Origin of the sequence: Bradyrhizobium genosp. SA-4 str. CB756 (assembly GCF_000473125.1) — a bacterium.
Taxonomy (GTDB): Bacteria; Pseudomonadota; Alphaproteobacteria; order Rhizobiales; family Xanthobacteraceae; genus Bradyrhizobium; species Bradyrhizobium arachidis.
Genome location: NZ_KI421499.1, coordinates 3,450,241 through 3,472,789, shown reverse-complemented (window position 1 = coordinate 3,472,789; position 22,549 = coordinate 3,450,241). Strand labels below are relative to the sequence as shown.

Annotated in this window: 22 protein-coding genes; 6 read left to right on the top strand and 16 right to left on the bottom strand. The window is 66.0% G+C overall.

From position 1 onward, the window contains the following. The first annotated feature begins 483 nt into the window (after positions 1–483). Positions 484–1,380 carry a DMT family transporter gene (locus BRAGE_RS0117125; protein WP_027557780.1) on the top strand — a complete coding sequence of 299 codons (897 nt, stop codon included), beginning with the start codon at positions 484–486 and terminating at the stop codon, positions 1,378–1,380. A 100-nt stretch (positions 1,381–1,480) separates the two neighbouring features. Here the strand turns inward: BRAGE_RS0117125 and BRAGE_RS0117120 are convergent, their stop codons facing one another. Continuing rightward, on the bottom strand, positions 1,481–3,730 hold the full coding sequence (locus tag BRAGE_RS0117120) for a CHASE3 domain-containing protein (RefSeq protein ID WP_027557781.1): 2,250 nt from the start codon (positions 3,728–3,730) through the stop codon (positions 1,481–1,483). Continuing rightward, complete coding sequence (locus tag BRAGE_RS0117115) at positions 3,727–4,140, bottom strand: response regulator (protein WP_027557782.1); 414 nt, start codon at positions 4,138–4,140, stop codon at positions 3,727–3,729. The genes BRAGE_RS0117120 and BRAGE_RS0117115 overlap by 4 nt, the downstream gene beginning before the upstream one ends. Positions 4,141–4,673: 533 nt before the next feature. On the opposite strand from BRAGE_RS0117115, the gene BRAGE_RS0117110 reads away from it, so the two are divergent. Continuing rightward, positions 4,674–5,813: a helix-turn-helix transcriptional regulator gene (locus tag BRAGE_RS0117110; protein WP_027557783.1), complete on the top strand. Its 1,140-nt coding sequence runs from the start codon at positions 4,674–4,676 to the stop codon at positions 5,811–5,813. Between the two features lie 106 nt (positions 5,814–5,919). Here the strand turns inward: BRAGE_RS0117110 and BRAGE_RS0117105 are convergent, their stop codons facing one another. Then, positions 5,920–6,567, bottom strand: coding sequence for a BA14K family protein (locus BRAGE_RS0117105; protein WP_027557784.1), 648 nt, complete (start codon positions 6,565–6,567; stop codon positions 5,920–5,922). 251 nt (positions 6,568–6,818) lie between these two features. On the opposite strand from BRAGE_RS0117105, the gene BRAGE_RS0117100 reads away from it, so the two are divergent. Further along, positions 6,819–7,226: an NADH:ubiquinone oxidoreductase subunit NDUFA12 gene (locus BRAGE_RS0117100; RefSeq protein ID WP_027557785.1), complete on the top strand. Its 408-nt coding sequence runs from the start codon at positions 6,819–6,821 to the stop codon at positions 7,224–7,226. A gap of 364 nt (positions 7,227–7,590) precedes the next feature. Here the strand turns inward: BRAGE_RS0117100 and BRAGE_RS0117095 are convergent, their stop codons facing one another. Together BRAGE_RS0117095 and BRAGE_RS0117090 are read right to left on the bottom strand one after the other, a co-directional pair. Further along, entirely contained in the window at positions 7,591–8,244 is a 654-nt protein-coding gene (locus BRAGE_RS0117095) for a glutathione S-transferase family protein (protein WP_027557786.1), read from the bottom strand. A 157-nt stretch (positions 8,245–8,401) separates the two neighbouring features. Beyond that, on the bottom strand, positions 8,402–9,088 hold the full coding sequence (locus tag BRAGE_RS0117090; RefSeq protein ID WP_027557787.1) for a DJ-1/PfpI family protein: 687 nt from the start codon (positions 9,086–9,088) through the stop codon (positions 8,402–8,404). Positions 9,089–9,182: 94 nt separating this feature from the next. Here BRAGE_RS0117090 and BRAGE_RS0117085 point away from each other — a divergent pair, with 94 nt between their 5' ends. Both BRAGE_RS0117085 and BRAGE_RS0117080 read left to right on the top strand, forming a co-directional pair. Then, positions 9,183–10,121: a GlxA family transcriptional regulator gene (locus BRAGE_RS0117085; RefSeq protein WP_027557788.1), complete on the top strand. Its 939-nt coding sequence runs from the start codon at positions 9,183–9,185 to the stop codon at positions 10,119–10,121. A gap of 23 nt (positions 10,122–10,144) precedes the next feature. Then, positions 10,145–10,945, top strand: coding sequence for a methyltransferase domain-containing protein (locus BRAGE_RS0117080; protein ID WP_027557789.1), 801 nt, complete (start codon positions 10,145–10,147; stop codon positions 10,943–10,945). Here the strand turns inward: BRAGE_RS0117080 and BRAGE_RS0117075 are convergent. Both BRAGE_RS0117075 and BRAGE_RS0117070 read right to left on the bottom strand, forming a co-directional pair. Then, a complete protein-coding gene (locus BRAGE_RS0117075; RefSeq protein ID WP_027557790.1) occupies positions 10,942–11,949 on the bottom strand; it encodes a hypothetical protein in 1,008 nt (335 codons plus the stop codon). The two genes, BRAGE_RS0117080 and BRAGE_RS0117075, sit on opposite strands and share 4 nt — an antisense overlap. Positions 11,950–11,979: 30 nt before the next feature. Further along, positions 11,980–12,924 (bottom strand): alpha/beta hydrolase, encoded by a 945-nt coding sequence (locus BRAGE_RS0117070; RefSeq protein ID WP_027557791.1) that lies wholly within the window; start codon positions 12,922–12,924, stop codon positions 11,980–11,982. 200 nt (positions 12,925–13,124) lie between these two features. On the opposite strand from BRAGE_RS0117070, the gene BRAGE_RS0117065 reads away from it, so the two are divergent. Continuing rightward, positions 13,125–14,162 carry a DUF2155 domain-containing protein gene (locus BRAGE_RS0117065; RefSeq protein WP_027557792.1) on the top strand — a complete coding sequence of 346 codons (1,038 nt, stop codon included), beginning with the start codon at positions 13,125–13,127 and terminating at the stop codon, positions 14,160–14,162. A gap of 12 nt (positions 14,163–14,174) precedes the next feature. Here the strand turns inward: BRAGE_RS0117065 and aat are convergent, their stop codons facing one another. The 9 genes from aat to BRAGE_RS0117020 form a co-directional block, all read right to left on the bottom strand. Next, a complete protein-coding gene (gene aat, locus BRAGE_RS0117060; RefSeq protein WP_027557793.1) occupies positions 14,175–14,855 on the bottom strand; it encodes a leucyl/phenylalanyl-tRNA--protein transferase in 681 nt (226 codons plus the stop codon). A 50-nt stretch (positions 14,856–14,905) separates the two neighbouring features. Then, positions 14,906–16,012 carry a sensor histidine kinase gene (locus BRAGE_RS0117055; protein ID WP_027557794.1) on the bottom strand — a complete coding sequence of 369 codons (1,107 nt, stop codon included), beginning with the start codon at positions 16,010–16,012 and terminating at the stop codon, positions 14,906–14,908. Beyond that, positions 16,009–16,449, bottom strand: coding sequence for a response regulator (locus BRAGE_RS0117050; RefSeq protein WP_027557795.1), 441 nt, complete (start codon positions 16,447–16,449; stop codon positions 16,009–16,011). The genes BRAGE_RS0117055 and BRAGE_RS0117050 overlap by 4 nt, the downstream gene beginning before the upstream one ends. Continuing rightward, a complete protein-coding gene (locus BRAGE_RS0117045) occupies positions 16,446–17,963 on the bottom strand; it encodes a sensor histidine kinase (protein WP_027557796.1) in 1,518 nt (505 codons plus the stop codon). Before BRAGE_RS0117045 ends, BRAGE_RS0117050 begins: the two co-directional genes overlap by 4 nt. A gap of 107 nt (positions 17,964–18,070) precedes the next feature. Further along, complete coding sequence (gene accC, locus BRAGE_RS0117040; RefSeq protein WP_027557797.1) at positions 18,071–19,429, bottom strand: acetyl-CoA carboxylase biotin carboxylase subunit; 1,359 nt, start codon at positions 19,427–19,429, stop codon at positions 18,071–18,073. An 82-nt stretch (positions 19,430–19,511) separates the two neighbouring features. Next, positions 19,512–20,009, bottom strand: coding sequence for an acetyl-CoA carboxylase biotin carboxyl carrier protein (gene accB, locus BRAGE_RS0117035; RefSeq protein WP_027557798.1), 498 nt, complete (start codon positions 20,007–20,009; stop codon positions 19,512–19,514). A gap of 37 nt (positions 20,010–20,046) precedes the next feature. Beyond that, entirely contained in the window at positions 20,047–20,514 is a 468-nt protein-coding gene (gene aroQ, locus BRAGE_RS0117030) for a type II 3-dehydroquinate dehydratase (RefSeq protein WP_027557799.1), read from the bottom strand. A 260-nt stretch (positions 20,515–20,774) separates the two neighbouring features. Then, on the bottom strand, positions 20,775–21,545 hold the full coding sequence (locus BRAGE_RS0117025) for a DUF1236 domain-containing protein (RefSeq protein WP_027557800.1): 771 nt from the start codon (positions 21,543–21,545) through the stop codon (positions 20,775–20,777). Positions 21,546–21,760: 215 nt separating this feature from the next. Next, on the bottom strand, positions 21,761–22,528 hold the full coding sequence (locus BRAGE_RS0117020) for a DsbA family protein (RefSeq protein WP_027557801.1): 768 nt from the start codon (positions 22,526–22,528) through the stop codon (positions 21,761–21,763). Between the last annotated feature and the right edge of the window lie 21 nt (positions 22,529–22,549).

Genomic DNA, 22,549 nt, shown 5'->3' with positions numbered 1-22,549 from the left:
TTCTGGCGCCCGAAAAGCCCGCTTCTTGAGGGCAGACAAGCCCTCATCCGCAGCCTTTGGCCGGCTGGCGGAGCTAAGATTTGCGAGACCCTTTGGGGGAGTGCCGGCGGGACGCAAACTCACTCGCGCCGAACGGACCGAAAGCTAGGACTCTCCGTTGCGCCCGTCAAGAACTAGTGCGAGTTCCTGAATCAAATACTAAATATGGTGGATTGCGGGGGATAACAGGGGGCAAGCCCTCACCTGTTGTTGAGCCAAGTATCAGTGAGTCCTCAGGGATTCCCAACCGAAAAAATTTGTCTTCCGTGACGATACGGAGCCTTCATCCCGCTGTTCACAGGGCAGGTATATTTTTCGGGACCGGGATTGCGTCAGCAGGACTCACGTACCCTTACGGAAGGTGAGGGCAGGCATGCCCGCCGAGGTGGTGGTGAAGGGGGCGAATCCGGGCCAAGCTGACCTCGATTTTGCCGGACTGCCCACATGCTTGATTCGACTCGCCGGGATACGCGTCCGCGTATCGCCCCGGCCGGCCTGATGTTCCTCGCGATCACCTCGATCGGCTGGGGTTTCAATTGGCCGGTGACGAAATTCCTCCTCGCCGAGCTGCCGCCGCTGACCCTGCGCGGGGTGACCGGCGTGCTAGGCGCGCTGTTGCTGGCGGCGCTGGCGATCATCCGCCGGCAGAGCCTGAAGGTGGACCCTGCGATCTGGCCGCGCCTGCTCACCGCCGCCGTCCTCAACGTCACCGGCTGGATGGTGCTGATGGGGCTCGCGCTGCTCTGGCTGCCGGCGAGCGAAGCGGCGCTGATCGCCTACACCATGCCGGTGTGGGCCTCGATCATCGCCTGGCCGGTACTGGGCGAGCGGCCGACATTGCTGCGCACGCTCGGGCTGGTGATGGCCTTCGCGGGGCTTGCCTCGATCATGGGCGGCAACGGCATCGCCGCGAGCGCGGAGAAGCTGCCGGGGATCATCATGGCGCTCACGGGGGCGCTCGGCTTTGCCGTCGGTACGGTCTTCTCCAAGAAATACCCGATCCATCTGCCGCCGATCACGGCTGCAGCCTGGCAGATCGGGATCGGCTGCCTGCCGATCTCGATCGTCGGCCTCCTGGTCGAGACCTCGCATCTGGACAATGTGACGCCGGTCGGATGGTGGCTGCTGCTCTATTCGACCGTCGTGCAGTTCTGCATCGCCTATGTCAGCTGGTTCGCCGCGCTGGCGCGATTGCCGGCGTCGGTCGCCGCGATCGGGACGATGGCGGTGCCGGTGATCGGCGTCGTCGCGTCCGCGATCGCGCTGCACGAGCCGCTCGGAGCGGGCCAGATCGCAGCGCTGATCTTCACGCTGGCCGCCGTAGTGCTGGCGACGCGATGAGGCGCGATGCCATGTAGGATGGGTAGAGCGAAGCGAAGCCCATCCTCGTCACCATGAAAATCGTTGATGGGTTTCGCTGCGCTCTACCCATCCTACAATCTCAACTCGCGTTGTCGCCCAGCGCCTTGCGGATCATCTCGGCGAGCTGGTTGCGCCGATAGGGTTTTGTCAGCAGCAGCACGCCGTCATCTAACTTGCCGTGATGGACGATGGCGTTGTCGGTGTAGCCGGAGGTGTAGAGCACCTTCAGCCCCGGGCGGAGCGCTGCCACCTTGTCGGCGAGCTCGCGCCCGCTCATGCCGCCGGGGATGACGACGTCGGTGAAGAGGAGGTCGAAGGCCTGGCCGGCCTCGATCAATTCCAGCGCGGCCTTGCTGTCCGCAGCGGCGACGGTCTTGTAGCCGAGACCCTGCAATTGCGCGGTGACGAAGTTGCGCACCAGCGGATCGTCCTCGACCACGAAAATGGTCTCGGCGCCGCCCTCGGCTTGCGGCGGCGTGGCGGCGGCCGCGTCGCTCGCGCCTTCGCCCGGCGGCAGATAGAGCTTGATCGTGGTGCCGTGGCCCGGCTCGCTGTAGATCTTGATATGGCCGCCGGACTGCTTGACGAAGCCGTAGACCATGGAGAGGCCGAGGCCCGAGCCCTTGCCGACCTCCTTGGTGGTGAAGAACGGCTCGAACGCCTTCTGCTGGATGTCGGTCGACATGCCGGTGCCGGTGTCGCTGACCGCGAGCATGACGTAGGGACCTGGTACCACCTCGGCATTGGCCTGCGCATAGGCCTCGTCCAGCGCGACGCGGTGGGTCTCCAGCAGCAGCTTGCCGCCGTTCGGCATGGCATCGCGGGCGTTGATCGCCATGTTGAGCACGGCGTTGGTGAGTCGGGACGGATCGATATGCGCCGTCATCGGACCCTGTTCCAGCACGGTCTCGATCTGGATCTGCTCGCCGAGGGTCGGGCGCAAGAGTTTTGCGATGTCGGTGATCGCCGCGTTGATCTCGACGTTGCGCGGCTGGAGCGGCTGCTTGCGCGCGAAGGCGAGCAGATGCTGGATCAGCTCGGCGCAGCGCTCGGCGGCATCGTCGATCAGGCGCGCCACGCGCTGCAGCTCGGGCTGCTGCTTCAGGCTCGCCACCAGCGTCTCGGTGTTGCCGGAGATCACGGTCAGCATGTTGTTGAAGTCGTGCGCGACGCCGCCGGTCAGCTTGCCGATGGCGTCCAGCTTCTGCGACTGGTGCAACTGCCGCTCGGTGTCGCGCGAGGTGGTCGCGTCGTGATAGACCAGCACCGCGCCGGAAATGTCGCCTTGCCCGTCCAGCATCGGCCGGCCGCTGATCATCAGGTGGCGCGGGTCATTGCCGCTGTGCGGGCGGACGATCATCTCGATGGCTTCGAAATGCTCGCCGCGCAGCACGCGCGTCGACGGCAGCTCGTCGGCCCTCAGCGGCGTGACGCCGTCGCCGTGAAACACATCCGACAGCGCCCGCAGATTGCGCAGGTTCATGCCGGCCCGGTGCAGCAGCATGCGCTCGGCCGCCGGATTGGACAACAGGACATTGCCCTCGATGTCGATGACCAGCACCGCCTCCGCCATGCTGCGAAAGGTGCTCTGGAGTACGTTGACCGACAGGCGCAGCTCGTCATGCGCGGTGACCAGGTGCTCGGTGCGCTCGGCAACCGCGGCCTCGAGCTGTTCATTGGCGGCGGTAGCTTCCTCGAGCGTGCTCTTGAGCGCGCTCTGGGCGCGATGGCTCTCGCGCATCACCATCAGCACGAGCAGCAGGATCACCAGCGCGCCGGCAACGTCGATGCCGAGCAGCACGATGCCGGTGCGGCGCGAATCCTGGGAGCGCGCGGTCAGCAGTCGTTCCTCTTCCGTGCTCAGCTGGTCGAGATTGCCCATCACCGTGTCCATGAGGCCGCGGCCCTCGGCCTTGCCCTGGAGCGCGGCAATGCCGGCGTCGTCGTTCGCGGCGCGCAGGCGCATCGCCGCGGCGGCGACCTCCATCCGGCGCAGCGCCAGCGGCTCGGTGCCCTCCAGCAGCGCGACCTGGTCGGGATTGTCGCGCACGTCGCGCTTGAGGCTCGCGAGCGCCGGCGCGATCTGGGCGTGGGCGGCCTCGAATTCATCGCTGAAGGCCTGGTTGCGGTAGATTTCGTAGCCGCGCGCGGCGCTCTCGGCGCGGCGCAGCAGCACGCGCAGATCGGAGATCTTCTTCAGCACCTGGACGGTGTGGCTGACCCAGGTGGTATCGGACCGCGACTTGACGTCGAGGGCGATCGAGGCGGCGGTGATGATCAGGAGGATGGCGAGTCCAGCACCGAGAATGACGCGTTGCGTTGGGATCAAGGTGCTTCTTTCTGATCCTTCGGCAAGGCGGCCGCGCCGAGGCATTCCCGGATCGTGGTCAGCAGCGCATCGGGCGTGAACGGCTTGCGCAGGCAGCGCATCGCACCGAGCTCGAGCGCCATGCGGAGGAAATCGGGCGAGGGCGAGGCGGACGATGCGAAGGCGTAGCCGGACATCGCGATCAGCGGCACGGACGGCGCGCGCTCGTGAAAGATGCGGATCGATTCAAAGCCGCGCATATGCGGCATGAAGATGTCGACCAGCATCACGTCATAGGCCTGCGCTTCCAGCGCGGCCAGTCCCGTTTCGCCGCCGTCGGCCAGCGTGACGTCGAAGCCCTGACGTTGGAGGAGGACCTCGATGGTCGCGCCGACCATCGGATCGTCATCTACCACGAGGATACGCGGCATGACACTTCCCAGCAAATCCAAGTCCCCATCGGGATTTGTGATATCCGCGAATCGTGGGTCGGGTCAATTTTGGATTGGAGCGATGTAGATATGCACGGCGTGGTGCATAGGGGCATGCGGGTTCCATCGGGGCGCAATTCGGCACGCGAATTGTGACAAGGTTCGCGAAAGCTTGAAGCAAGGTGTAGGGAGCTGTCACGCTGGGCGCAAACGGCCAGGCCCGCCTCGATACGCGCTCCGGCGCCGCCTGCGCGACATCCGCGCTCAATGTCGGCGAATGATCCGCTCGCGATGAGAATTTGCAGAGGAGGCGCAAGCAACTTTGGTTGGGCTTGTACCCATGGAGCAGCTCTTCGCCTGAATCGTAGGCAGCGACATCGATGTTAGATTGAAAACGGAGATTTGACCGACGTCGAGCGCCTCTCACCTCATTGGGTGAGGCATCCTGCCGCGAGTCGCCATATCATCATATTGCTTCCTTAGATTGCACGAACAGTTATTGGTGTCCGGCGGCCCTCGGGCGGGGGAGTACGGTGAATTTCTCCAGTGATAAGATCGAGAAGGTCCTCGACCTCATTTACGACGCCGCGGCCGAGAACGTTCTTTGGCCACATGTGCTCACGGCGATCGCCGATCTGACGCGCAGCGAGGGCGGCATCCTGTTCGGTCAGTCCCTCACCGCGGAGCGGGTCTATTTCGATTTCAACGGCCGTCTCAACGAGGAGTGCAACCGCGTCTATCAGCAGCGGCATATGCAGAATCCCTGGTCGCAATACATGGAGAACCAGCCGGTCGGCCGGCTGGTGCTGTCCGACGAAGCGATCTCGCTGGGGGAGCTTCAAACGTCTGCGTTCTACGACGAGGTGCTGCGGCCGCAGGAGATCGGCCACAACGGAATGATGGCGCTCGCGGCGCGCGATGATTTTCGTGCCGCCTTCAACATGTGTCGCAGCGCGCGGCTGGGGCCGTTCGATCCCGACGAGCAGCAGCTGTTGGAATGGTTGGCTCCGCATCTCTGCCGGTCGGTGACGCTCGGATTCCGGATCGACGGCTACCTCGCCATGCAGCAGGCTGCCTTCAATGTCCTCGACCGGCTCGCCGACGGCGTCGCCGTGCTCGACCGCAAGGCGCGGGTGCTGTTCGCCAACGGCGCAGCCCGCCGCATGGCGGAGGAGGGCGTGCTGCGGCTGCATCAATCAGTCGGGACGCATTCGCCCGCACATTCGCAGCGGCTGAGCGAGCTGATCCGCGTCGCGTTGCAGGGCGGTGCTGGCGGTGCCATGAGCCTGCCGCGCAATAGCGACGGCCGGCTTCTGACCGTTCTGGTCGCCGCGATCCGGAGCAAGGATCTCGGGCGGCTGTCGGATGCCGGTGTGAAGGATGCTGCGGTGCTACTGTTCGTCATCGATCCCGCCAACCGGCGATCGATCCCGCTCGGACAGATCATGGACGCCTACTGCCTGACGCATGCCGAGGCGCGGGTGGCCCTTGCGGCCTCGTCGGGGAATACGGTCCTGGAGACCGCGCAATCGCTGAAGCTGTCGCCCAACACCATCAAGACGCATCTGCGCCGCGTCTTCGCCAAGACTGGGACCGGCCGCCAGGCTGAGCTTGCCGGCTTGATCGCGGCAATCGGCAGCGTGCGGATCGGGGAAGCGGACCAGGGACAGTGACGCCTTTGGCGTCGGATGAGCTTGCGGAGTTCGACCGGCTCGGAAAGCCGTGAGCGGCGCCGGTAGTCTACCGGCACCGCCCACTCATCGCGTTGTTCAGGTCGCCTTACGGGCAGGGATGGCGCTGGCCATCATAGCCAAGATACGTGCCGGAGGCCGGGTCGTAAGACTTGTAGCGCTGTGCGCAATACGCGGAGGAGTCGCCGCCGGTGTCCGGTACGACCGCAACTGACGGCTCATCGTAATAGGAGTCGTCGCCGTAGTAGTAGGGATCATCGTAATAGCCGCCGCCGTAATAGGCGTAGGAGCCGAGGCCGCCGATCGCGGCGCCGGCCGCGACGCCGGGCCAGAAGCCGCCGCCACGGTGATGCCAGCGGTGACCGCCCCAATTGCCGCCGCCGCCCTGCCAGTTGCCGCCGGCCGCTGCGACCGGACGGCCGCCGCTAAAGGTGGGTCCTGCGCTCGGACGCATGGCAACGCCGGCGCTCGGGCGCATGGCTGCGCCACCCGCGAAACTGGCGCCACCGCCTGGCCGCGGGCCAGCGGCAAAGCCGCCGCCGCCCATGCGGGGGCCACCGCCACCACCGAAGTGAGCACCGCCGCCGCCGCCACCAAAATGGGCGCCGCCGCCGCCACCGCCGACATGCGCTCCTCCGCCGCCAGCGGCGGGACGGCTCTGCGCGAAGCCCGGGCTCGCCAACGGAAGCATCAACGCCACTGCCGCAGCGGCACTCAAAACCTTCAGACTGTTCATGATCAAACTCCTTTCCCGGAAAAGCCAACCCGATGAAACAGCGCTGGTTCCAGGGATCACGCTGGTTTGCGTGTGTGCCGCGAGCCTCTCACCTCGCCGCTGTACCCGGCATGAACGGATCACGACCGATTTGCGGCGGCGCCGGCGGTCCGCAGCACCCGCATTTGGGAAGGGGACGGCCCCCGCGGGCCGAACTGGACATTTCGGCGTCCGGATGGCATCAGGGCCCCACGAAGCAGGGCCCTTGCCGTATGAAACAATTCCTTCTGAAGTTCTTCACCTGGTGGAATGGCCAGACCTTTGGCACCCAGCTCTGGACCAGCCGGTACGGCGAACTGGTCGGTGAGGACGAGCAGGGCAACCGCTACTATCGCACCCGCGGCGGGGCGATCGATCCGACGCTGGGCTTCGAGCGGCGCTGGGTGATCTATAACGGCTATGCCGAGGCGAGCCGCATCCCGCCGTCCTGGCACGGCTGGATCCATCACGTCGTCGACACCCCGCCGACCGCGACCAACTACCAGCCGCGCGAGTGGGAAAAGCCGCACCAGCCGAATCTCACCGGCACGGCCAAGGCCTACCGGCCCTCGGGCTCGACGTTGGCCAGCGGCCGCCGGCCGAAGGCGACCGGCGACTACCAGCCCTGGACGCCCGGCTAACCGTCGGCCCAAGCGCGAATCCTCATCATCGAGGGTGGATGCATGAGCATCCGCCTCACGCCGCTGTGGACAACGGGAACAGCGGGGATGGCGCTAGCGCCGGCGTTGCACCGGCGCGAGCGATGCGGCTCAATGATCCCATCTTACGGAGATGGGAAACCATCGCGTTCGGTTCGGGCAACAGTTCGCGACTGTCCCGAGATGCAGCGGCCGCCGAGTAAGGACTCGATCGGGAGATAGGCCCCCGGTCTGGAAGTTCCGAAATCGCCCGATGTGAATGTGCGCCGCCGTAAGACAGGAAAGGCCGCCTGGGAAACCGGGCGGCCTTTTTCTTTGATCCGCTGCTTTGGGTTTGTCCCACACCTCAAAGATGCAGATGGAGCGGGGGTGAGTTGCCAACCGGCATCATCTCATAGGGCGGCTTCCAGCCCGGCAATTCGGCGATGCGCCGGCGCCAGGCGTTGATGGCCGGAAAGGCCGCCGCAAGATCGAAACCTGTCTCCTCGGTTGGATAGTACAAATAGCCGAGCAGCGAGAAATCGACGATTGTCGGCCGGCCGCCCAGCATGAAGTCGCGGTCGGCGAGGTGTCGCTCGACGATCGAGAAGGCGCTCTCGGTCCGCGCCCGCAAGTACGCCAGCACGGCGGGATGCGCGGGCTCGGGCATGAAGCAACGCTGAAACCGGTGTTGGGCAAAGCTCGAGGTGAATTTGTGGTTGTCGAACAGCAGCCAGCGCATCGCCTCGAATGCTTCCACGCGTGTCGGAGCGAACACGCCATGAGTCTCGACGAGCCACAGTAGGATCGCGCCCGACTGGCTCAGAAGCCGACCATCAGCCTCGAGGACGGGGACCTCGCCCATGACGTTGGTCGCGGCCCGCCAGTCAGGCTTGCGGGTTTCACCGCCGGCAAAGTCGACGCCGACCGGTTCCCAGTCGAGCCCGGCGCAGTTGAGAAAGAGGGCGACCTTGAACGAATTGCCCGAAGCTCCGACGCAGTGCAGTCGGTATCGCGCCACGGTCAGGTCCTCCTGTGCGCACCGACCGGAAACTGCCAACGGGGCGGCCGGAGCCGGAGTGTCACGACAGGCTCCTGACAGCGTCGTGTCAGCAGCGTCGCTCCGGGCGATGCTTCGCATCGCCGGAACGTGCCGTACCATGTCCGCGACGGAAGGGCTACATCACCCTTTCGGCTGCGCGCTTGGCGGCTTCGAGCCGCCGCGCCTGCGATGGTGCGACCCGCTCCTTCATCAGCGCGAGCACCTCGGCCGGCGCAGTATCCGGCGAGCCGGCGTTGAAGGGCGGCGCGGGATTGTATTCGAGGCGGAGCTGCACGGCTTCCGCGGTGGTGCGATCGACCAGCAGCGACACCAGCTTCAAGGCGAAATCGATTCCTGCTGTGACGCCGCCGCCGGTCACACGATTGCGATCGATGCAGACGCGTGCCTTGGTGGGCGTCGCACCGAACAGCGCCAGCATCTCCATCGCGCTCCAATGGGTGGCGGCATTGTAGCCCTTCAACAGCCCGGCCGCGCCCAGCACCAGCGATCCCGTGCAGACCGACGTGACGAATTTGGCGCCGGATGCCTGCTTGCGCACGAAGTCGAGAGTCTCCTCATCATTGAGGAGCGCGTCGGTGCCGAAGCCGCCGGGAATGCAGATCACGTCCAGTTGCGGGCAGTCGGCGAACGTGATGGTCGGCGTCAGCATCAGCACGGAATCGCTCGGCACCGGGGCCAGCGTCTTCCAGATCAGGTGCACGGTCGCGCCGGGAACGGACGAAAACACCTGCAGCGGACCGGTGAAGTCGAGCTGGGTGACGCGCGGAAACACCAACAGACCGATCTGGAGCGGTGACGACATGGGCAGGTCCTCCAAAGATGAGCTTGACGGCGGCAGCCTCTCATGATGCCCTTCTGTCCAAAATGGCGTATTTCCCTCGCTTTCGGACATGACCATGATCGGCATCCTGATCTTCCCCGACTTCCAACTGCTCGATGCGGCCGGCCCGATCTCGGTGTTCGAGATCGCGGCACGTGCCAACGGCAAGCCGCTCGCGCTTCGGGTGCTGGCGCTGAATGCCGGGCCGGTGCGCAGCTCGTCGGGCGTCGAGATGATGGCGCGCGATTTCAAATCGACGAATGCGATCACGACGCTGGTCGTGGCGGGCGGCGCCGGCGTGTCGGCGCCGGCGCGCTGTCCCGTTACGCTCGCCTTCATCCAGCGGCTGGCCAAGCGCGGCGTGCGGATCGCCAGCGTCTGCTCCGGCGCCTATGTGCTTGCGGAGGCCGGCCTGCTCGATGGCCGCCGCGCCACCACGCATTGGGGCCGCACCCGCGATTTCGTTGCGCGGTATCCGAAGATCAAGTTCGAGCCCGACCAGATCTTCACCCGCGACGGCAATGTCTGGACCTCGGCGGGCATCAGCGCCGGCATTGACCTCGCGCTCGCGATGGTCACCGAGGACCATGGCGAGGAGATCGCGCAACAGGCCGCCCGCCAGCTCGTGCTCTACCATCGCCGCAGCGGCGGCCAGTCGCAGTTCTCATCGCTGCTGGAATTGAAGACGCCGAACGGCCGCTTCGGCGCGCTATTGTCCTGGGCGCGTGAAAACCTCGACGCGCCGCTGACGGTGGAAGACCTCGCCGATCGCGCCGGCATGAGCGCGCGGCATTTCGCCCGCGCCTTTGCCGCCGAGACCGGCACGACGCCGTCGAAAGCGATCGAGCGGCTGCGGCTCGAGGTCGCGCGCGAGCGCGTGCAGTCCTCGCGCGAGGCGATCGAGCTCGTCGCGGAGGTCACCGGCTTCCGCGATCCCGAGCGCATGCGGCGCGCCTTCATCCGCGCCTTCGGCCAGCCGCCGCAGGCGCTGCGCCGTGCGGCGCGGGCGGGGTAGCGAACTTCGTCTGGTACTCGAGCGTGGAGGCGACGATGAGCGGGATGGAGTACAGCAACGAAAATGCGAAACGGCTGCAGAGAATCTATCTCAAGCGTGATGTGATCGCCCAGCGCGCGGAGACGATGCGGCAGCTCGCTCTGACTGCCGGCGAGCGCGTTCTAGATATCGGATGCGGTCCCGGCTATCTCTGCGAAAGCATGGCGAAGATCGTCGGGCCCGATGGTGCCGTCGTCGGCATCGATGTGTCCATCGACCTGATCGCGGCCTGCAACCGGCAGAAGGCGTCCGCCTGGATCTCATATGCCATCGGCAACGCGACGGCATTGGATCAAGCCGATGCCTCGTTCGATGTCGTGGTGTGCACGCAGGTTGCCGAGTACGTGCCCGATGTCGACCGCGTCCTCGCCGAGACGTTTCGCGTCCTCAGGCCGGGTGGCCGCACGATTTTTGTCGCGACCGATTGGGACGCAGTGGTGTGGCATTCCGAAGACCCGGAACGGATGACCGCGGTCATGACCTCATGGGAAGCGCACTGCGCCCACCCGCGCCTGCCGAGATCGATGGCCCGCAGACTGGTGGAGGCGGGATTTCACCTCGACGGCGCATCGATCTTTCCCATCCTGAATTTGCAGTACGATGACGACAGCTACAGCAAGGGACTGGCCCAAGGCATCCGGGATTTCGTCGCCCGCAGGAACGACGTTCCGGCCGATGATCTCACCGCATGGCACAGCGAGTTCGAGCGTCTCGGCGCGGCGGGGCAGTACTTCTTCAGCACCAACCGTTATCTCTTCAGGGCCTCGAAGCCGACTGCGCCTTAGGTCGTCCTGCCTGCAGCCGCCGTGCCGGCGTCGTCCGCGCGGGCCGTCAGGCGCCGCGCGATCGGCGTCAGCATGTAGGGCGACAGGTGGATCGGAAACTGCGTCATCGCGAAATAGAGCCAGGTCGTGGCCGGCAGCGCGCCTGAGGTCGCAGCCAGCATCACGCCCAGATTGCGCTGCGCCACCATCAGCCCGAGCGCCAGCGCGCGCTCATAGCCGATGCGGCGGAAGATCAGCGTCGTCATGGCGAGCAGCGTGAAATAGATCGCAAAGGACAAGAGCGCGATGCCGATCGTGAAGACCGGATCGGTCAGCACGTCGTGGGCCACGTCGCCCATGATCGCGGAGGCGAACGCCAGCAGGATGATGATGTTGATGCCGTCGATCGGCCGCTTGTGGCGCTGGATCGCCTCCGCGCCGGCGAGGCGCCGGATGATGGTGGCGCCGAGCAGCGAGCCCGACAGCAGGCCGAGCAGCTTGAGGCCCAGCGCCAGCGGCGTGACGCTGAGCTTGGCGCCGAGGAACAGGCCAGCGAATAGCGTGGCGGTGAAAGGCACCAGCGCCGTCGAGGTCACCAGCGTGATCAGCACCAGGGTCGCATCGAGCCCCATCATGGCGGCGAGCGCCGGCGATGCCATCATTGGCGAGGCCATGCCTTGCAGCATCAAGCCGAGGAACAGGCCGGGCGCGTGGTTGTCGAAGCCGGTCGCCCAGGCGATCAGCCCGACGAGCAGGGGCACGCCGAGCGTGGTCCATGCGGTGGCGGTGGCGACCAGAGCAGGCCGGCGGAGATGGCCGTAGAGCGCGGCGAGATCGACGCGCATGAACGAGATGCAGAGCAGGCCGACGATCGCCCAGGTGAGATAGGGACGCAGCAGCGCGCCGATCGGCGGCACCGCGACCGCGATGAACACCACAGCCGCCACGGCGCGCGTGCCCTGGTCGCCGATCCAGGTGAGGGCGCGCAGGGGAACGGCGAAGAGAGATTTGAGGAGGGAGGACATCGGCGTCGTTGGTGCGTCGTGCTACGGAAGCTACAACCCCTTCAGCCACGCGCCGATCTCGCTCACGGCGACATCGGCCTGCGGCAGCAGTTTTCCCATCGTGAAGAAGCCGTGGAACTGGCCGGAATAGTGCTTGTAAGCGACGGGCACGCCCGCTTGCTTCAGCCGCTCGGCATATTCGTCGCCTTCGTCGCGCAGGGGATCGGCGCCGGCGGTCAGCACATATGTGGACGGCAAGCCGGCAAGGTTTTGTGCGCGCGCCGGGGAAGCGCGCCAGTCGTGGATGTCGGCTGTGCCGTTCAGATAATGATCGCGGAACCAGCGGATCACCGAATGGGTCAGCAGCACGCTGGTCTCGGGCTCGTTGTGCGAGCCGTGAGACATGGCGAAATCGGTCGCGGGGTAGATCAGCACCTGGCCCGCGATCGCCGGGCCGCCAGCGTCGCGCGCGGCAAGTGCGACGACGGCGGCGAGGTTGCCACCGGCGCTGTCGCCGCCGATCGCGAGGCGCGCGGCGTCGATGCCGAGCTCGCGCGCATTCGCGGCGATCCACCAGGTCGCGGCGATGGCGTCATCGACGGCGGCGGGAAACTTGTGCTCGGGCGCGAGGCGGTAGTCGACCGAGATGACGATAAGGGCGCCGGCCTCAGCAAGCTGGCGGCAGACGACGTCGTGGGACTCGAGATCGCCGATCACCCAGCCGCCGCCGTGGAAGAACACCAGCGCCGGCGACACTCCCTCAGTCCGGCGCGGCTCCTTTGGCAAGTAGAGGCGGGCCGGGATGGCGCCGTGCGGCGCCGGGATCGCGAGTTGCGTGACGCGCGCAAGCTCGGGCGGCTCGGGATTGGTGGCAAAGCGGGCTTGCGAATAATAGGCGCGGGCCTCCGGCGCGGTCAGGGTCTCGTAGGCGGGGCGCCCGGCCTCCCGAAAAGCCCGGTAGACGGCGGCGGCATCGGGATCGAGTACGACGGGCATGGGAGCGGCCTCAGGGGATTCTGGTTGGACGTCGGTATCGGGGGATTGCCCGCATTGGCCCCGGGGAGAGGCGCACCGAACTATCCCATCCGGTGGCGGGTCTGGCCAGCGGGCGGCGGGCAGGGCAGGGATGCCGCCCTTTCCCCGCCGTATTCGGCGTGTTAACCCGATAGCCTGCGAGCGGCGGTATCCCCTGTAGAATGTCCAACAAGCCCGATTCGCTGTTGAAGCCGCGCAAGATGTTCAAAACCTTTACCCTGACAGGCCTTGCGGCGCTGCTGGCTGCCACCGCGCTGACGGTTGCGACGCCTGCCCAGGCGCAGATCGGCACGATCTTCTCCGATCCGCCGCCGCGGCCGCCGGGGGCGATTCCGCGCGGCCAGCCGCAGCCTCCGATGCCCGAGGACGACGACGAAGAGGTCCCCGCGCTGCCGCCGCAGGGCCGCGTGCTGCCGTCGCGTCCGATGCCGCCGCCGCCGGGCCGGCAGGGCAACGTGATGCCGGGGCCGGTCGAGAGCCAGCCGCTGGCGCCGCCGCCGGGCTCCACGGTCGCTCCGCCGAACCAGCCGCCGTCCGTCGCGGTCGCGCCGCCCAATGCGCCGGGAGCCGCACCGGGTGCGCCCGGTCAGCGCCAGCCGCAGCAGAAGGGCGCGCCTGGTGGCGCCGTGCCGCAGACGCCGGCGAGCCTCCAGCCGGGCGACGAGGTCGTGACCGAGCCGCCGGCCCAGAAGATCGTGAACAAGAAGGCCACCTTCTCCGGCCTCGACAAGATCACCGGACGCATCATTAATTTCGACGAGGATATCGGCGAGACCGTCCAGTTCGGCGCGCTCAGGGTCAAGACCGACGCCTGCTACACGCGGCCGGCGACGGAAGCCGCCAACACCGACGCCTTCGTCGAGGTCGACGAGATCACCTTGCAGGGCGAGGTGAAGCGCATCTTCTCGGGCTGGATGTACGCGGCAAGCCCCGGCCTGCACGGCGTCGAGCATCCGATCTACGACATCTGGCTGACCGACTGCAAAGAGCCGCAGCAGACCATCGCAACGGCGGCGCCCGATCCCGCGAGCAAGCCGGCCCCGCCACCGCCGCCGCCCGCGCAGAAGAAAGCCGCACCCAAGCAGGTGCAGCAGCGTCCGCCGCAGCCTCTGCCGCCGATGCAGCAGCAGCAACCGGCACCGCCTCCGCCGCCGGAGCAGCGGCCAGGCCTGTTCGGTATCCCGGGGTTTGGCCGCTAGGCCAGCTATCGGTTATTGCCGCGAGGCGATGATCTCGAGCGCGCGTGCGCCGGGGATTGCGTCACCCGGCGACAGCCGCAGGAAATCGCCGGGCTCGCCGGCGAGCGCCTTGTCGAGCAGCGCGGTGTAGCGCCGCCGCGAGATCTCCACCGCGCCAAAGCTCTTCAGATGATCGGTGACATATTGCGTGTCGAGCAGCTCGAAGCCGCCATGGATCAGCCGCGCCACCAGATGCACCAGCGCCACCTTGGAGGCATCGCGCGCGGTGTGGAACATGCTCTCGCCGAAGAAGGCGCGCCCGAGGCTGACGCCGTAAAGACCGCCGACGAGCTCGTCGCCCTGCCAGGCCTCGACGCTGTGGCAATGGCCGAGCTCGTAGAGGCCGCCATAGAGGTCGCGGATGCGCTTGTTGATCCACGTGTCCTCGCGGCCGGTCTGCGGCGCGGCGCAGCCGGCGATTGTCGCCTTGAACGCGGTGTTGACGGTAACGCGCAACCCATCCGAGCGCACGGTGCGCGCAAGGCGCGAGGCCACGCGAAAACCGTCGAGCGGGATCACGCCGCGCAATTCCGGCTCGACCCAGAACAGGGTCGGATCGTCGGCGCTTTCCGCCATCGGAAAGATGCCGCAGGCATAGGCGCGCAGCAGCACGGCCGGCGTGATTTCAGACGAGGCGGAGTCGCGCGAAGTCATGAGGCAACAATAGCAGGATCGCAATTCGGTTGCGATGGGTGGCGCGCAGGTCAGCTCGCGGCGGCGCTGCTGGTCTTGCCGGGCACGTCAGGCACGCGGCGGAACCGCAACACGATACGGGTTCCGGAATGCGCGGGATCGCGCTCGACGGTCGCATCCAGCTTGGAGGCCATCGCCGCGACGATGCGCTGGCCCATGCCGGTCGAACGCGGATCGGCCTTGACGTTGTCGCCGACGCCGTCGTCGCTGATCGCGAGCAGCAGATCGTCTCCTTTCGAGCTCAGCTCGACATGGATCGGGCCGGCGCCATCTGGATAGGCGTATTTCACCGCGTTCATCACCAGCTCGTTGACGATGATGCCGACGGCGACGGCACGGTCCGGGTCGATCTCGATCGGCTCGGCCTTCAGCGTCAGGCGCGACATCCGGTTACCTTCGGCCGAGCGGCGGAGATCCTCGAGCAGCGAGTCCAGGTACTGGTTCAGCACCACGCTCTTGAGGTCCTGCGAGGTGTAGAGGCGGCGGTGCACCTGCGCGACCGCAGCGACGCGGCCCATCGCATTGGTCAGCGCCGCCTTGACCTCTTCCTGCGCGGCCGAGCTCGCCTGCAGGTGCAGCAGCGAGGCGATGATCTGGAGCGAGTTGCCGACGCGGTGGTTGACCTCGCGCAGCAGCAGCTCGCGCTCGGCGGCGAGCGCGGCATAGCGGTCGCGCGAGGCGTGGATCTCGGCCTCGGCTTCCTCGCGCGCCCGCTGCATCTCGGCCTGGCGCAGCGCGCCCTCGGCCGCGACGTGGAGCAGGGGGATGAAGTCGCCCTTGACGTCCTTGACGAGGTAGTCGGCCGCGCCCGCCTTCAGAGCTGTCACCGCGATGGTGGAATCCTGCGAGGCTGTGACGAACACCACCGGCGGCGCGCCCGCTATCGCCATGATCTGCTCGAGCGTCTCGAGGCCATCGAGGCCGGGCATGTACTGGTCGAGCGCCACGACGTCGATGCCGCCCTCGGTCTCCGCGCGGCGGATGCGCTCGAGGCCTTCCTCGCCGCTTGCGGCAAGAACGACCTTGAAGCCGCGCCGCGTCAGGCCGCGATCGACCAGACGCGCCAGCGCGTCGTCGTCGTCAATATAGAGCAGTGTTGGCGTGCGCTGTTGGTTCATGTGGCGGCAGGCGGGACCTGAATGACCGAGAAGAACAGGCCGAGCTGCCGGATGGCATTGGCGAAATTCTCGTAATTGACGGGCTTGGTGATGTAGACGTTGCAGCCGAGCTCGTAGCAGCGCTTGATCTCCTGGGAATCGTCGGTGGTGGTCAGCACCACAACGGGCGAGGCCTTCAGATATTTGTTCTCCTTGATCTGCTTCAGGATGTCGATCCCGGTCATGTCGGGCAGGTTGAGATCGAGCAGGATCAGGAGCGCGTTGCCCTTCTGCACGAGACCGGATCCGTCCGCGCCGAACAGGTGCTTCATCGCGTCGGTGCCGTTCGGGAACGAGACGATCTCGTTGTTGACCCCGGAGCGGCGGATGTTGCGCTCGATCAGCCGGGCGTGTCCCTCGTCGTCCTCGATCATGATGATGGTGACAGGCTGGGTCATCGATCTGCGTTCCGGTTGCTGACGTTCCAGGTGATGGGCAGCGTGATCGTGAAGGTGCTGCCCGCGTTTAGTTCCGATGATACCGACATCGTGCCCCCGAGGCGGCGCACAAGTGCACGCACATGTGCAAGACCTATGCCCTGGCCGGGCTTGTCCTGGGTTCCCGCACGGCGGAACAGGTCGAAGATCCGCTGGTGATCCCTAGGGTCAATACCGCGGCCGTTATCGCTGATTTCGAAGATAGCGTAGCCGAGCTTGGTGCGCCCGCGGATTCTGATCTCGCCGGGAACGCCAGTCTTCAAATATTTGATCGCGTTATCGATCAGATTGGAGAAAATCTGCTCCAGCGCAAGGCGGTCGCTGATGAGATTCGGCAAGGGCGCGACATGAATCTCCGCCTGCGCCTCGGCGGCCTGGTGGGCCAGGGTCGAGACGATCGCCTCGATCAGCTCGCGCGTGTCGATCTTCTCCGGCTGGAACTCGCGGCGGCCCTCGCGGGTGAGGTTGAGGATGGCCGAGATCAGCCGGTCCATCTTGGCGATCGACGATTTGATGAACCCGAGCGCCTCGGCAAAATCCGTCGACAATTGCTTGTCGGGGCCTTCGAGCGCGATCTCGCCGGCCGGCAGCGGCGGCCCGTCGGCGGGGACGTGGGCAAGGCCGCTGATGCGGCGGAAAATGTCGCCGCCGAGCTCCTCGAGCTCGCTGGTGAAGCCCATGATGTTGACGAGGGGCGAGCGCAGATCGTGGCTCACGATATAGGCGAAGCGCTGGATCTCGTCATTGGCTTCGCGCAGGTCCGCCGTGCGCTCGTCGACCACGGCCTCCAGATTGACGTTGGCATCGCGCAGGCGCGCTTCCGCCTCGTCACGGGCGCGGGCCGAGCGCCGCACCAGCCAGATCGAGATCAGGGCCAGCAGCACGACGAGGCCGGAGCCGATGCCGGTCATCGACGCCGCCAGCGTCTGGCTCCGGTCGGAGTTGGCGCTGCGGATCTGGAACAGCCGTTCCTCCTCGCGGATCATCGCGTTGGCGAGGTTGGTGATCGTGGTCGTGGTATTGCCGGCAGCGGCCTCGCGGACGAGCGCGGTGGCATCGTCGGGGCGGCCCTGCTTCACGAAATTCATCTCGCGTGAGAACTGGTCGAGCCGGGTCTCGATCGCCGCGCGCAGCTTCTCGAGGCTCTCGCGTTGCGCCGGATTGTCGCCGATCTGGCGCGTGAGCTTGTCGAGCGCGGGAATGATCGCTGCGACGGCTTTCTGGTGATCCGACTGGAAATCCGGTCCCTGCGTCAGGAGAAAGCCGCGGGCGCCGCTTTCGGCGCGCCGGATCTCGAGCAGCAGGGTGTTGATCTGGTTCTCCGCCTCGATGGTGTGAAGCACCCATTTGGCGTCGTCGCGCGCCTTGTTGACGAGGTAGACCGAGCCGGCACTGATCACGGTCAGCACCAGAAGGCCCGCCGCGAACAGCAGGATCTGCCAGAATGCCCGCCGTCGTTGGCCCTCGGCCGTCACGACGGTTTCACTCGCTCAGGTTCAACGGAATTCAAAACGCCCCCTCGGGAACTTGCCCCACCGTCGAGAACTCGATTGGGGCCAATGGGTTCCGTGGGGAGAGAGGATTATTTCGTGCCCGGTTCCGCCTTGCCGGCGAGATATTGTTCCAGCCAGTGGATGTGGTAGTCGCCGTTGATGATGTCGTCCTGGCGCACCAGGTCGCGGAACAGCGGCAGGGTGGTCTCGATGCCGTCCACGACCATCTCGTCCAGCGCGCGGCGCAAGCGCATCAGGCATTCGGTGCGGGTCTTGCCGTGGACGATCAGCTTGCCGACGAGCGAGTCGTAATAGGGCGGGATCTGGTAGCCCTGGTAGACCGCGGAATCGATCCGCACGCCGAGCCCGCCGGGCGGGTGGTACTGCGTGATGCGGCCCGGCGAGGGCCGGAAGGTCTGCGGATTCTCAGCGTTGATGCGGCACTCGATGGCGTGGCCGATGATCTGCACCTCTTCCTGCTTCGCGGGCAGGTCGCCGCCGGCGGCGATGCGGATCTGCTCCAGCACGAGGTCGATGTCGGTGATGCTCTCGGTGACGGGATGCTCGACCTGGATGCGCGTGTTCATCTCGATGAAGTAGAACTCGCCGTCCTCGAACAGGAACTCGATGGTGCCGACGCCGAGATATTTCATCTCGCGCATCGCCTTGGCGCAGGTCTCGCCGATCCTGGCGCGCGCGGCGGCGGCCAGCACCGGCGAGGGGCCTTCTTCCCAGACCTTCTGGTGGCGGCGCTGCAGCGAGCAGTCGCGCTCGCCGAGATGGATCGCGCCGCCGCGGCCGTCGCCGAGGATCTGGATCTCGATATGGCGCGGCCTCTGGAGGTATTTTTCGAGGTAGACGGAGGCATCGCCGAAGGCGGATTTGGCCTCATTGGCTGCCGTCGACAGTGCGACCTGGAGATCGGCCTCGCTGTGCGCGACCTTCATGCCGCGTCCGCCGCCGCCGGCGGCGGCCTTCACCAGCACCGGGAAGCCGATCTTCTTCGCGATCGCCATCGCGTCGTCATCAGGGCCGACCGCGCCGTCGGAGCCGGGCACCACGGGGATGCCGAGCCGCTTGGCGGTCTTCTTGGCCTCGATCTTGTCGCCCATCAGGCGGATGTGCTCGGCCTTGGGGCCGATGAACTGCAGATTGTGCTCGGCGAGGATTTCCGCGAAGCGCGCGTTCTCCGACAGGAAGCCGTAGCCGGGATGCACGGCATCGGCGCCGGTGATCTCGCAGGCCGCGAGCAGCGCGGGCACGTTGAGATAGCTGTCCTTGGACGGCGGCGGTCCGATGCAGACGCTCTCGTCCGACAGGCGCACATGCATTGCATCGGCGTCGGCGGTGGAGTGCACGGCGACGGTCGCGATCCCGAGCTCCTTGCAGGCGCGCAGGATGCGAAGGGCGATCTCGCCGCGATTGGCTATGAGGATCTTGTCGAACATGTTGTCCTGCAGCGAATGGCGACTGGCGAATGGCGAGTAGGGAAGGCTGACGCCATTCGCTATTCGCTATTCCCCATTCGCGTCACTCAATAATGACCAGCGGCTCGCCGTACTCGACCGGCTGGCCGTCCTCGACCAGGATCTGCGTCACCGTGCCGGCGCGCGGCGAGGGAATCTGGTTCATGGTCTTCATGGCTTCGATGATCAGCAGGGTCTGGCCGACCGAGACTTTGTTGCCGACTTCGATGAACGGCTTTGCGCCGGGCTCCGGCGCCCAATAGGCGGTGCCGACCATCGGCGAGGTCACCGCGCCGGGATGCTTCGACAGGTCGGCGGCGGCCGCAGCGGGCGCAGCGGCGACGCTTCCCGCCATCGGCAGCGCGGCGGGAGCGGCTGCGATCGGCATCGGCATGGTCGCGGCGACGCTGATGTTGCGGGCGACGCGCAGGCGCAGGCCCGCGCGTTCGATCTCGATCTCGGTGAGGCTGGTCTCATCGAGCAGAAGAGCGAGCTCGCGGACGAGCGCGGAATCCTCGCTGGAAAACTTTGCGGCTGCTTTGTCGTCTGGCTGGCGCGCCATGTTGTTTGATCCGAATGTTCTGTGTGAGGAGGGTGCGTCAGGCTTTGGGCTTGATGTCGAGCTTGGCGGCAAGGCCCTGGATGGCGAGGCGGTAGCCCTCGATGCCGAAACCGCACAGCGAGGCGAAGGCCGCGCGCGCGGTGTAGGAGTGGTGACGGAAGCTCTCGCGGGCGTGGATGTTGGTCACGTGAACCTCGACCGTCGGGATCTGCACCGCGAGCAGCGCGTCGTGCAGCGCGATCGAGGTGTGCGAATAGCCGCCGGCATTGATGATGATGCCCTTCATCTTGCGCGCATGCGCCTCGTGGATGAAGTCGATCAGCTCGCCTTCGCGGTTGGACTGGCGGCAGTCGGCCGTGAGGCCGAAATGTGCTGCCGTCTCCCGGCACAGCGCCTCGACGTCTGCCAGCGTCGCATGGCCATACTTCTCGGGCTCGCGCGTCCCCAGCATGTTGAGGTTCGGCCCGTTCAGGACGAGGATCGTGTCGGTTGCAGGTTGAGCCATTCCAATCCCGGAAAAGAGGTGCTTCGGCGTGGCGGGGGTTATAGGTAACAAAGCGCGTGAGGGGAAGCCTTGAAGGACCTCCAAGGCGGGTTCAGGCACCTCATCCGTTGCGCAAAAACCTGTGCGGAAACTACGGAAATTGCTTGTTAACCAGTCCGAAGCATGGCTGCCGCCCGGGACAGGCGGGACAAGCCGGCCAACAGGCCAAAAGCCCCCGCCGATCTCTCGGCAGGGGCTCGTCTGGTCTTCACCGAAGCGGCTTAGCCTTCGATGATGTACACGATCTCGCGCGTCTGCGGACGGACGATCACATACTGGCCGCGGACGTAGATCACCTCATAGCCACGCCACTGCGGGTAGATCTCGACAATCCGGGGCGGCAGCGGGTGGAAGTGGACGGACGCCGGGACCGCGGTGCCGACCGAGACGTTGAAGTTGACGTTGGTGGTCTCCTCGATCTTGGTCGACTTGATCGCCGTTGAGATTTCAGTCCGCTTCTCGGCGGGCGGCGCCGCGGCAGTCGCGGAGGCGTTGCCCGTCGTGGTCTGAGACTTGCTGTCGGTCGCGCCCGGACGGTTTTCGGCATTGTTGCTCTTGGCGGCGCCGCCGGCCTTGTTGTCCTCGGCCTTCATGTCCTTGGCGCCGGACTTAGTGGAGTCAGACTTGGTCGAGTCCGAGCTCATGCTCTTCGACTTGTCCTGTGCACCCTGGGCGTGCTCGCCCTTCGCGCCGGCCTTCTCGTCAGCCGCGTTCTTGTTCATCGTGCCGGACTTTTCCATCCCACCGGACTTCTCCGCGGCGCCGGATTTCTCCATCGAGCCGCCGGCCTGGCCGACGGTGCCCTTCTCGGCGCCCGAGGACTCCTTGCCCATCGAGCCGCGCTCTGCGGCGCCGCCGGAAGGCTGCGAATGCTGCATCTGCTGCTGCGAACCAGCGCCGCCAGTGTCGCGGCCCTTGTCCTGTGCGTTCGCCAGACCGGTGCCCGCCACCAGCGCGAGTGCGGCAACCGAGATCATAAAGCGGTTCAACATCGAATTCTCCTCACGTGTCCATTTGCGTCATTGCCCGCGCCGACAACGAAAGGAGATTTGAGTTGTTCCGGAACATCGCCGGTTCCGGGGTATTTGTTTCCTAAACGCGAGATGAATGCGCGCGCCGGATTCGCGCCAGCTTTGGCCGACGAAAAAGGCCGGCTTTTCAGCCGGCCTCGATGCATGCTTGAGTTGTGAGCTGCGCGATCGCTCTGTCAGCAAGTCGCCTTGCCGCAGCGGGCGACGCCGATCTTCTCCTTGAGGCCTTCGAGGCCGACGGCGCCGATCACGATCTGCTTGCCGATCACGTAGCTCGGCGTGCCGTTCATGCCCATCGCCTCCGCAAGCTTGAAGTTCTCCTCGATGGTGGCGCGCACCTCGGGGCTGGCGATGTCCTTCTCGATCTTCGCGGTGTCGAGGCCGGCTTCCTTGGCCGCTTGCAGGGCGCGCGCCTTGTCGGCGGCGCCGCGGCCGCCGAGCAGCTTCTGGTGGAAGTCGAGATATTTCTTGCCGGTGGGATCCTGCATGCGCACGGCGACCGCGACCTGCGCCGCTTCGACCGAGCCCTGGCTCAGCACCGGAAACTCCTTCAGCACGACCTTCAGCTTCGGATCGCTCTTCATGAGGTCGAGCATGTCGCCCATGGCGCGCTTGCAGTAGCCGCAATTGTAGTCGAAGAACTCGACGAAGGTGACGTCGCCGTCCTTGTTGCCGAGCACGACCTGGCGCGGCGAGTTGAAGATCGCATCCGAGTTCTGCGCGATGCTGGCCTCGTGCTTCTTGGTTTCGGCATCGGCCTGGCGCTTGCTGAGCTCGGTCATCGCCTCCTCGAGCACCTCGGGATGGGTGACGAGGTAGTTCTTGATGATTGCCTCGATGTCGGTGCGCTGGGCATCGGAAAAGCTGTCGGCCGACGCGGGCGCGGCCGCGCCGAACATGGCGAGCGCAAACAGCGCGGGGGCAAGCAGGCGCAGCGAAGGCATAGGCAAATCCTCTTATCCAAA

Coding starts and splice junctions, on each gene's coding strand:
- BRAGE_RS0117105 (WP_027557784.1), bottom strand. CDS start 6,567: ATGAACAGTCTGAAGGTTTTGAGTGCCGCTGCGGCAGTGGCGTTGATG.
- BRAGE_RS0117125 (WP_027557780.1), top strand. CDS start 484: ATGCTTGATTCGACTCGCCGGGATACGCGTCCGCGTATCGCCCCGGCC.
- BRAGE_RS0117075 (WP_027557790.1), bottom strand. CDS start 11,949: ATGTCCTCCCTCCTCAAATCTCTCTTCGCCGTTCCCCTGCGCGCCCTC.
- BRAGE_RS0117025 (WP_027557800.1), bottom strand. CDS start 21,545: ATGTTGAACCGCTTTATGATCTCGGTTGCCGCACTCGCGCTGGTGGCG.
- BRAGE_RS0117065 (WP_027557792.1), top strand. CDS start 13,125: ATGTCCAACAAGCCCGATTCGCTGTTGAAGCCGCGCAAGATGTTCAAA.
- BRAGE_RS0117085 (WP_027557788.1), top strand. CDS start 9,183: ATGATCGGCATCCTGATCTTCCCCGACTTCCAACTGCTCGATGCGGCC.
- BRAGE_RS0117055 (WP_027557794.1), bottom strand. CDS start 16,012: ATGAACCAACAGCGCACGCCAACACTGCTCTATATTGACGACGACGAC.
- BRAGE_RS0117115 (WP_027557782.1), bottom strand. CDS start 4,140: ATGCCGCGTATCCTCGTGGTAGATGACGATCCGATGGTCGGCGCGACC.
- accC (WP_027557797.1), bottom strand. CDS start 19,429: ATGTTCGACAAGATCCTCATAGCCAATCGCGGCGAGATCGCCCTTCGC.
- aat (WP_027557793.1), bottom strand. CDS start 14,855: ATGACTTCGCGCGACTCCGCCTCGTCTGAAATCACGCCGGCCGTGCTG.
- BRAGE_RS0117070 (WP_027557791.1), bottom strand. CDS start 12,924: ATGCCCGTCGTACTCGATCCCGATGCCGCCGCCGTCTACCGGGCTTTT.
- BRAGE_RS0117090 (WP_027557787.1), bottom strand. CDS start 9,088: ATGTCGTCACCGCTCCAGATCGGTCTGTTGGTGTTTCCGCGCGTCACC.
- aroQ (WP_027557799.1), bottom strand. CDS start 20,514: ATGGCTCAACCTGCAACCGACACGATCCTCGTCCTGAACGGGCCGAAC.
- BRAGE_RS0117100 (WP_027557785.1), top strand. CDS start 6,819: ATGAAACAATTCCTTCTGAAGTTCTTCACCTGGTGGAATGGCCAGACC.
- BRAGE_RS0117020 (WP_027557801.1), bottom strand. CDS start 22,528: ATGCCTTCGCTGCGCCTGCTTGCCCCCGCGCTGTTTGCGCTCGCCATG.
- BRAGE_RS0117050 (WP_027557795.1), bottom strand. CDS start 16,449: ATGACCCAGCCTGTCACCATCATCATGATCGAGGACGACGAGGGACAC.
- accB (WP_027557798.1), bottom strand. CDS start 20,009: ATGGCGCGCCAGCCAGACGACAAAGCAGCCGCAAAGTTTTCCAGCGAG.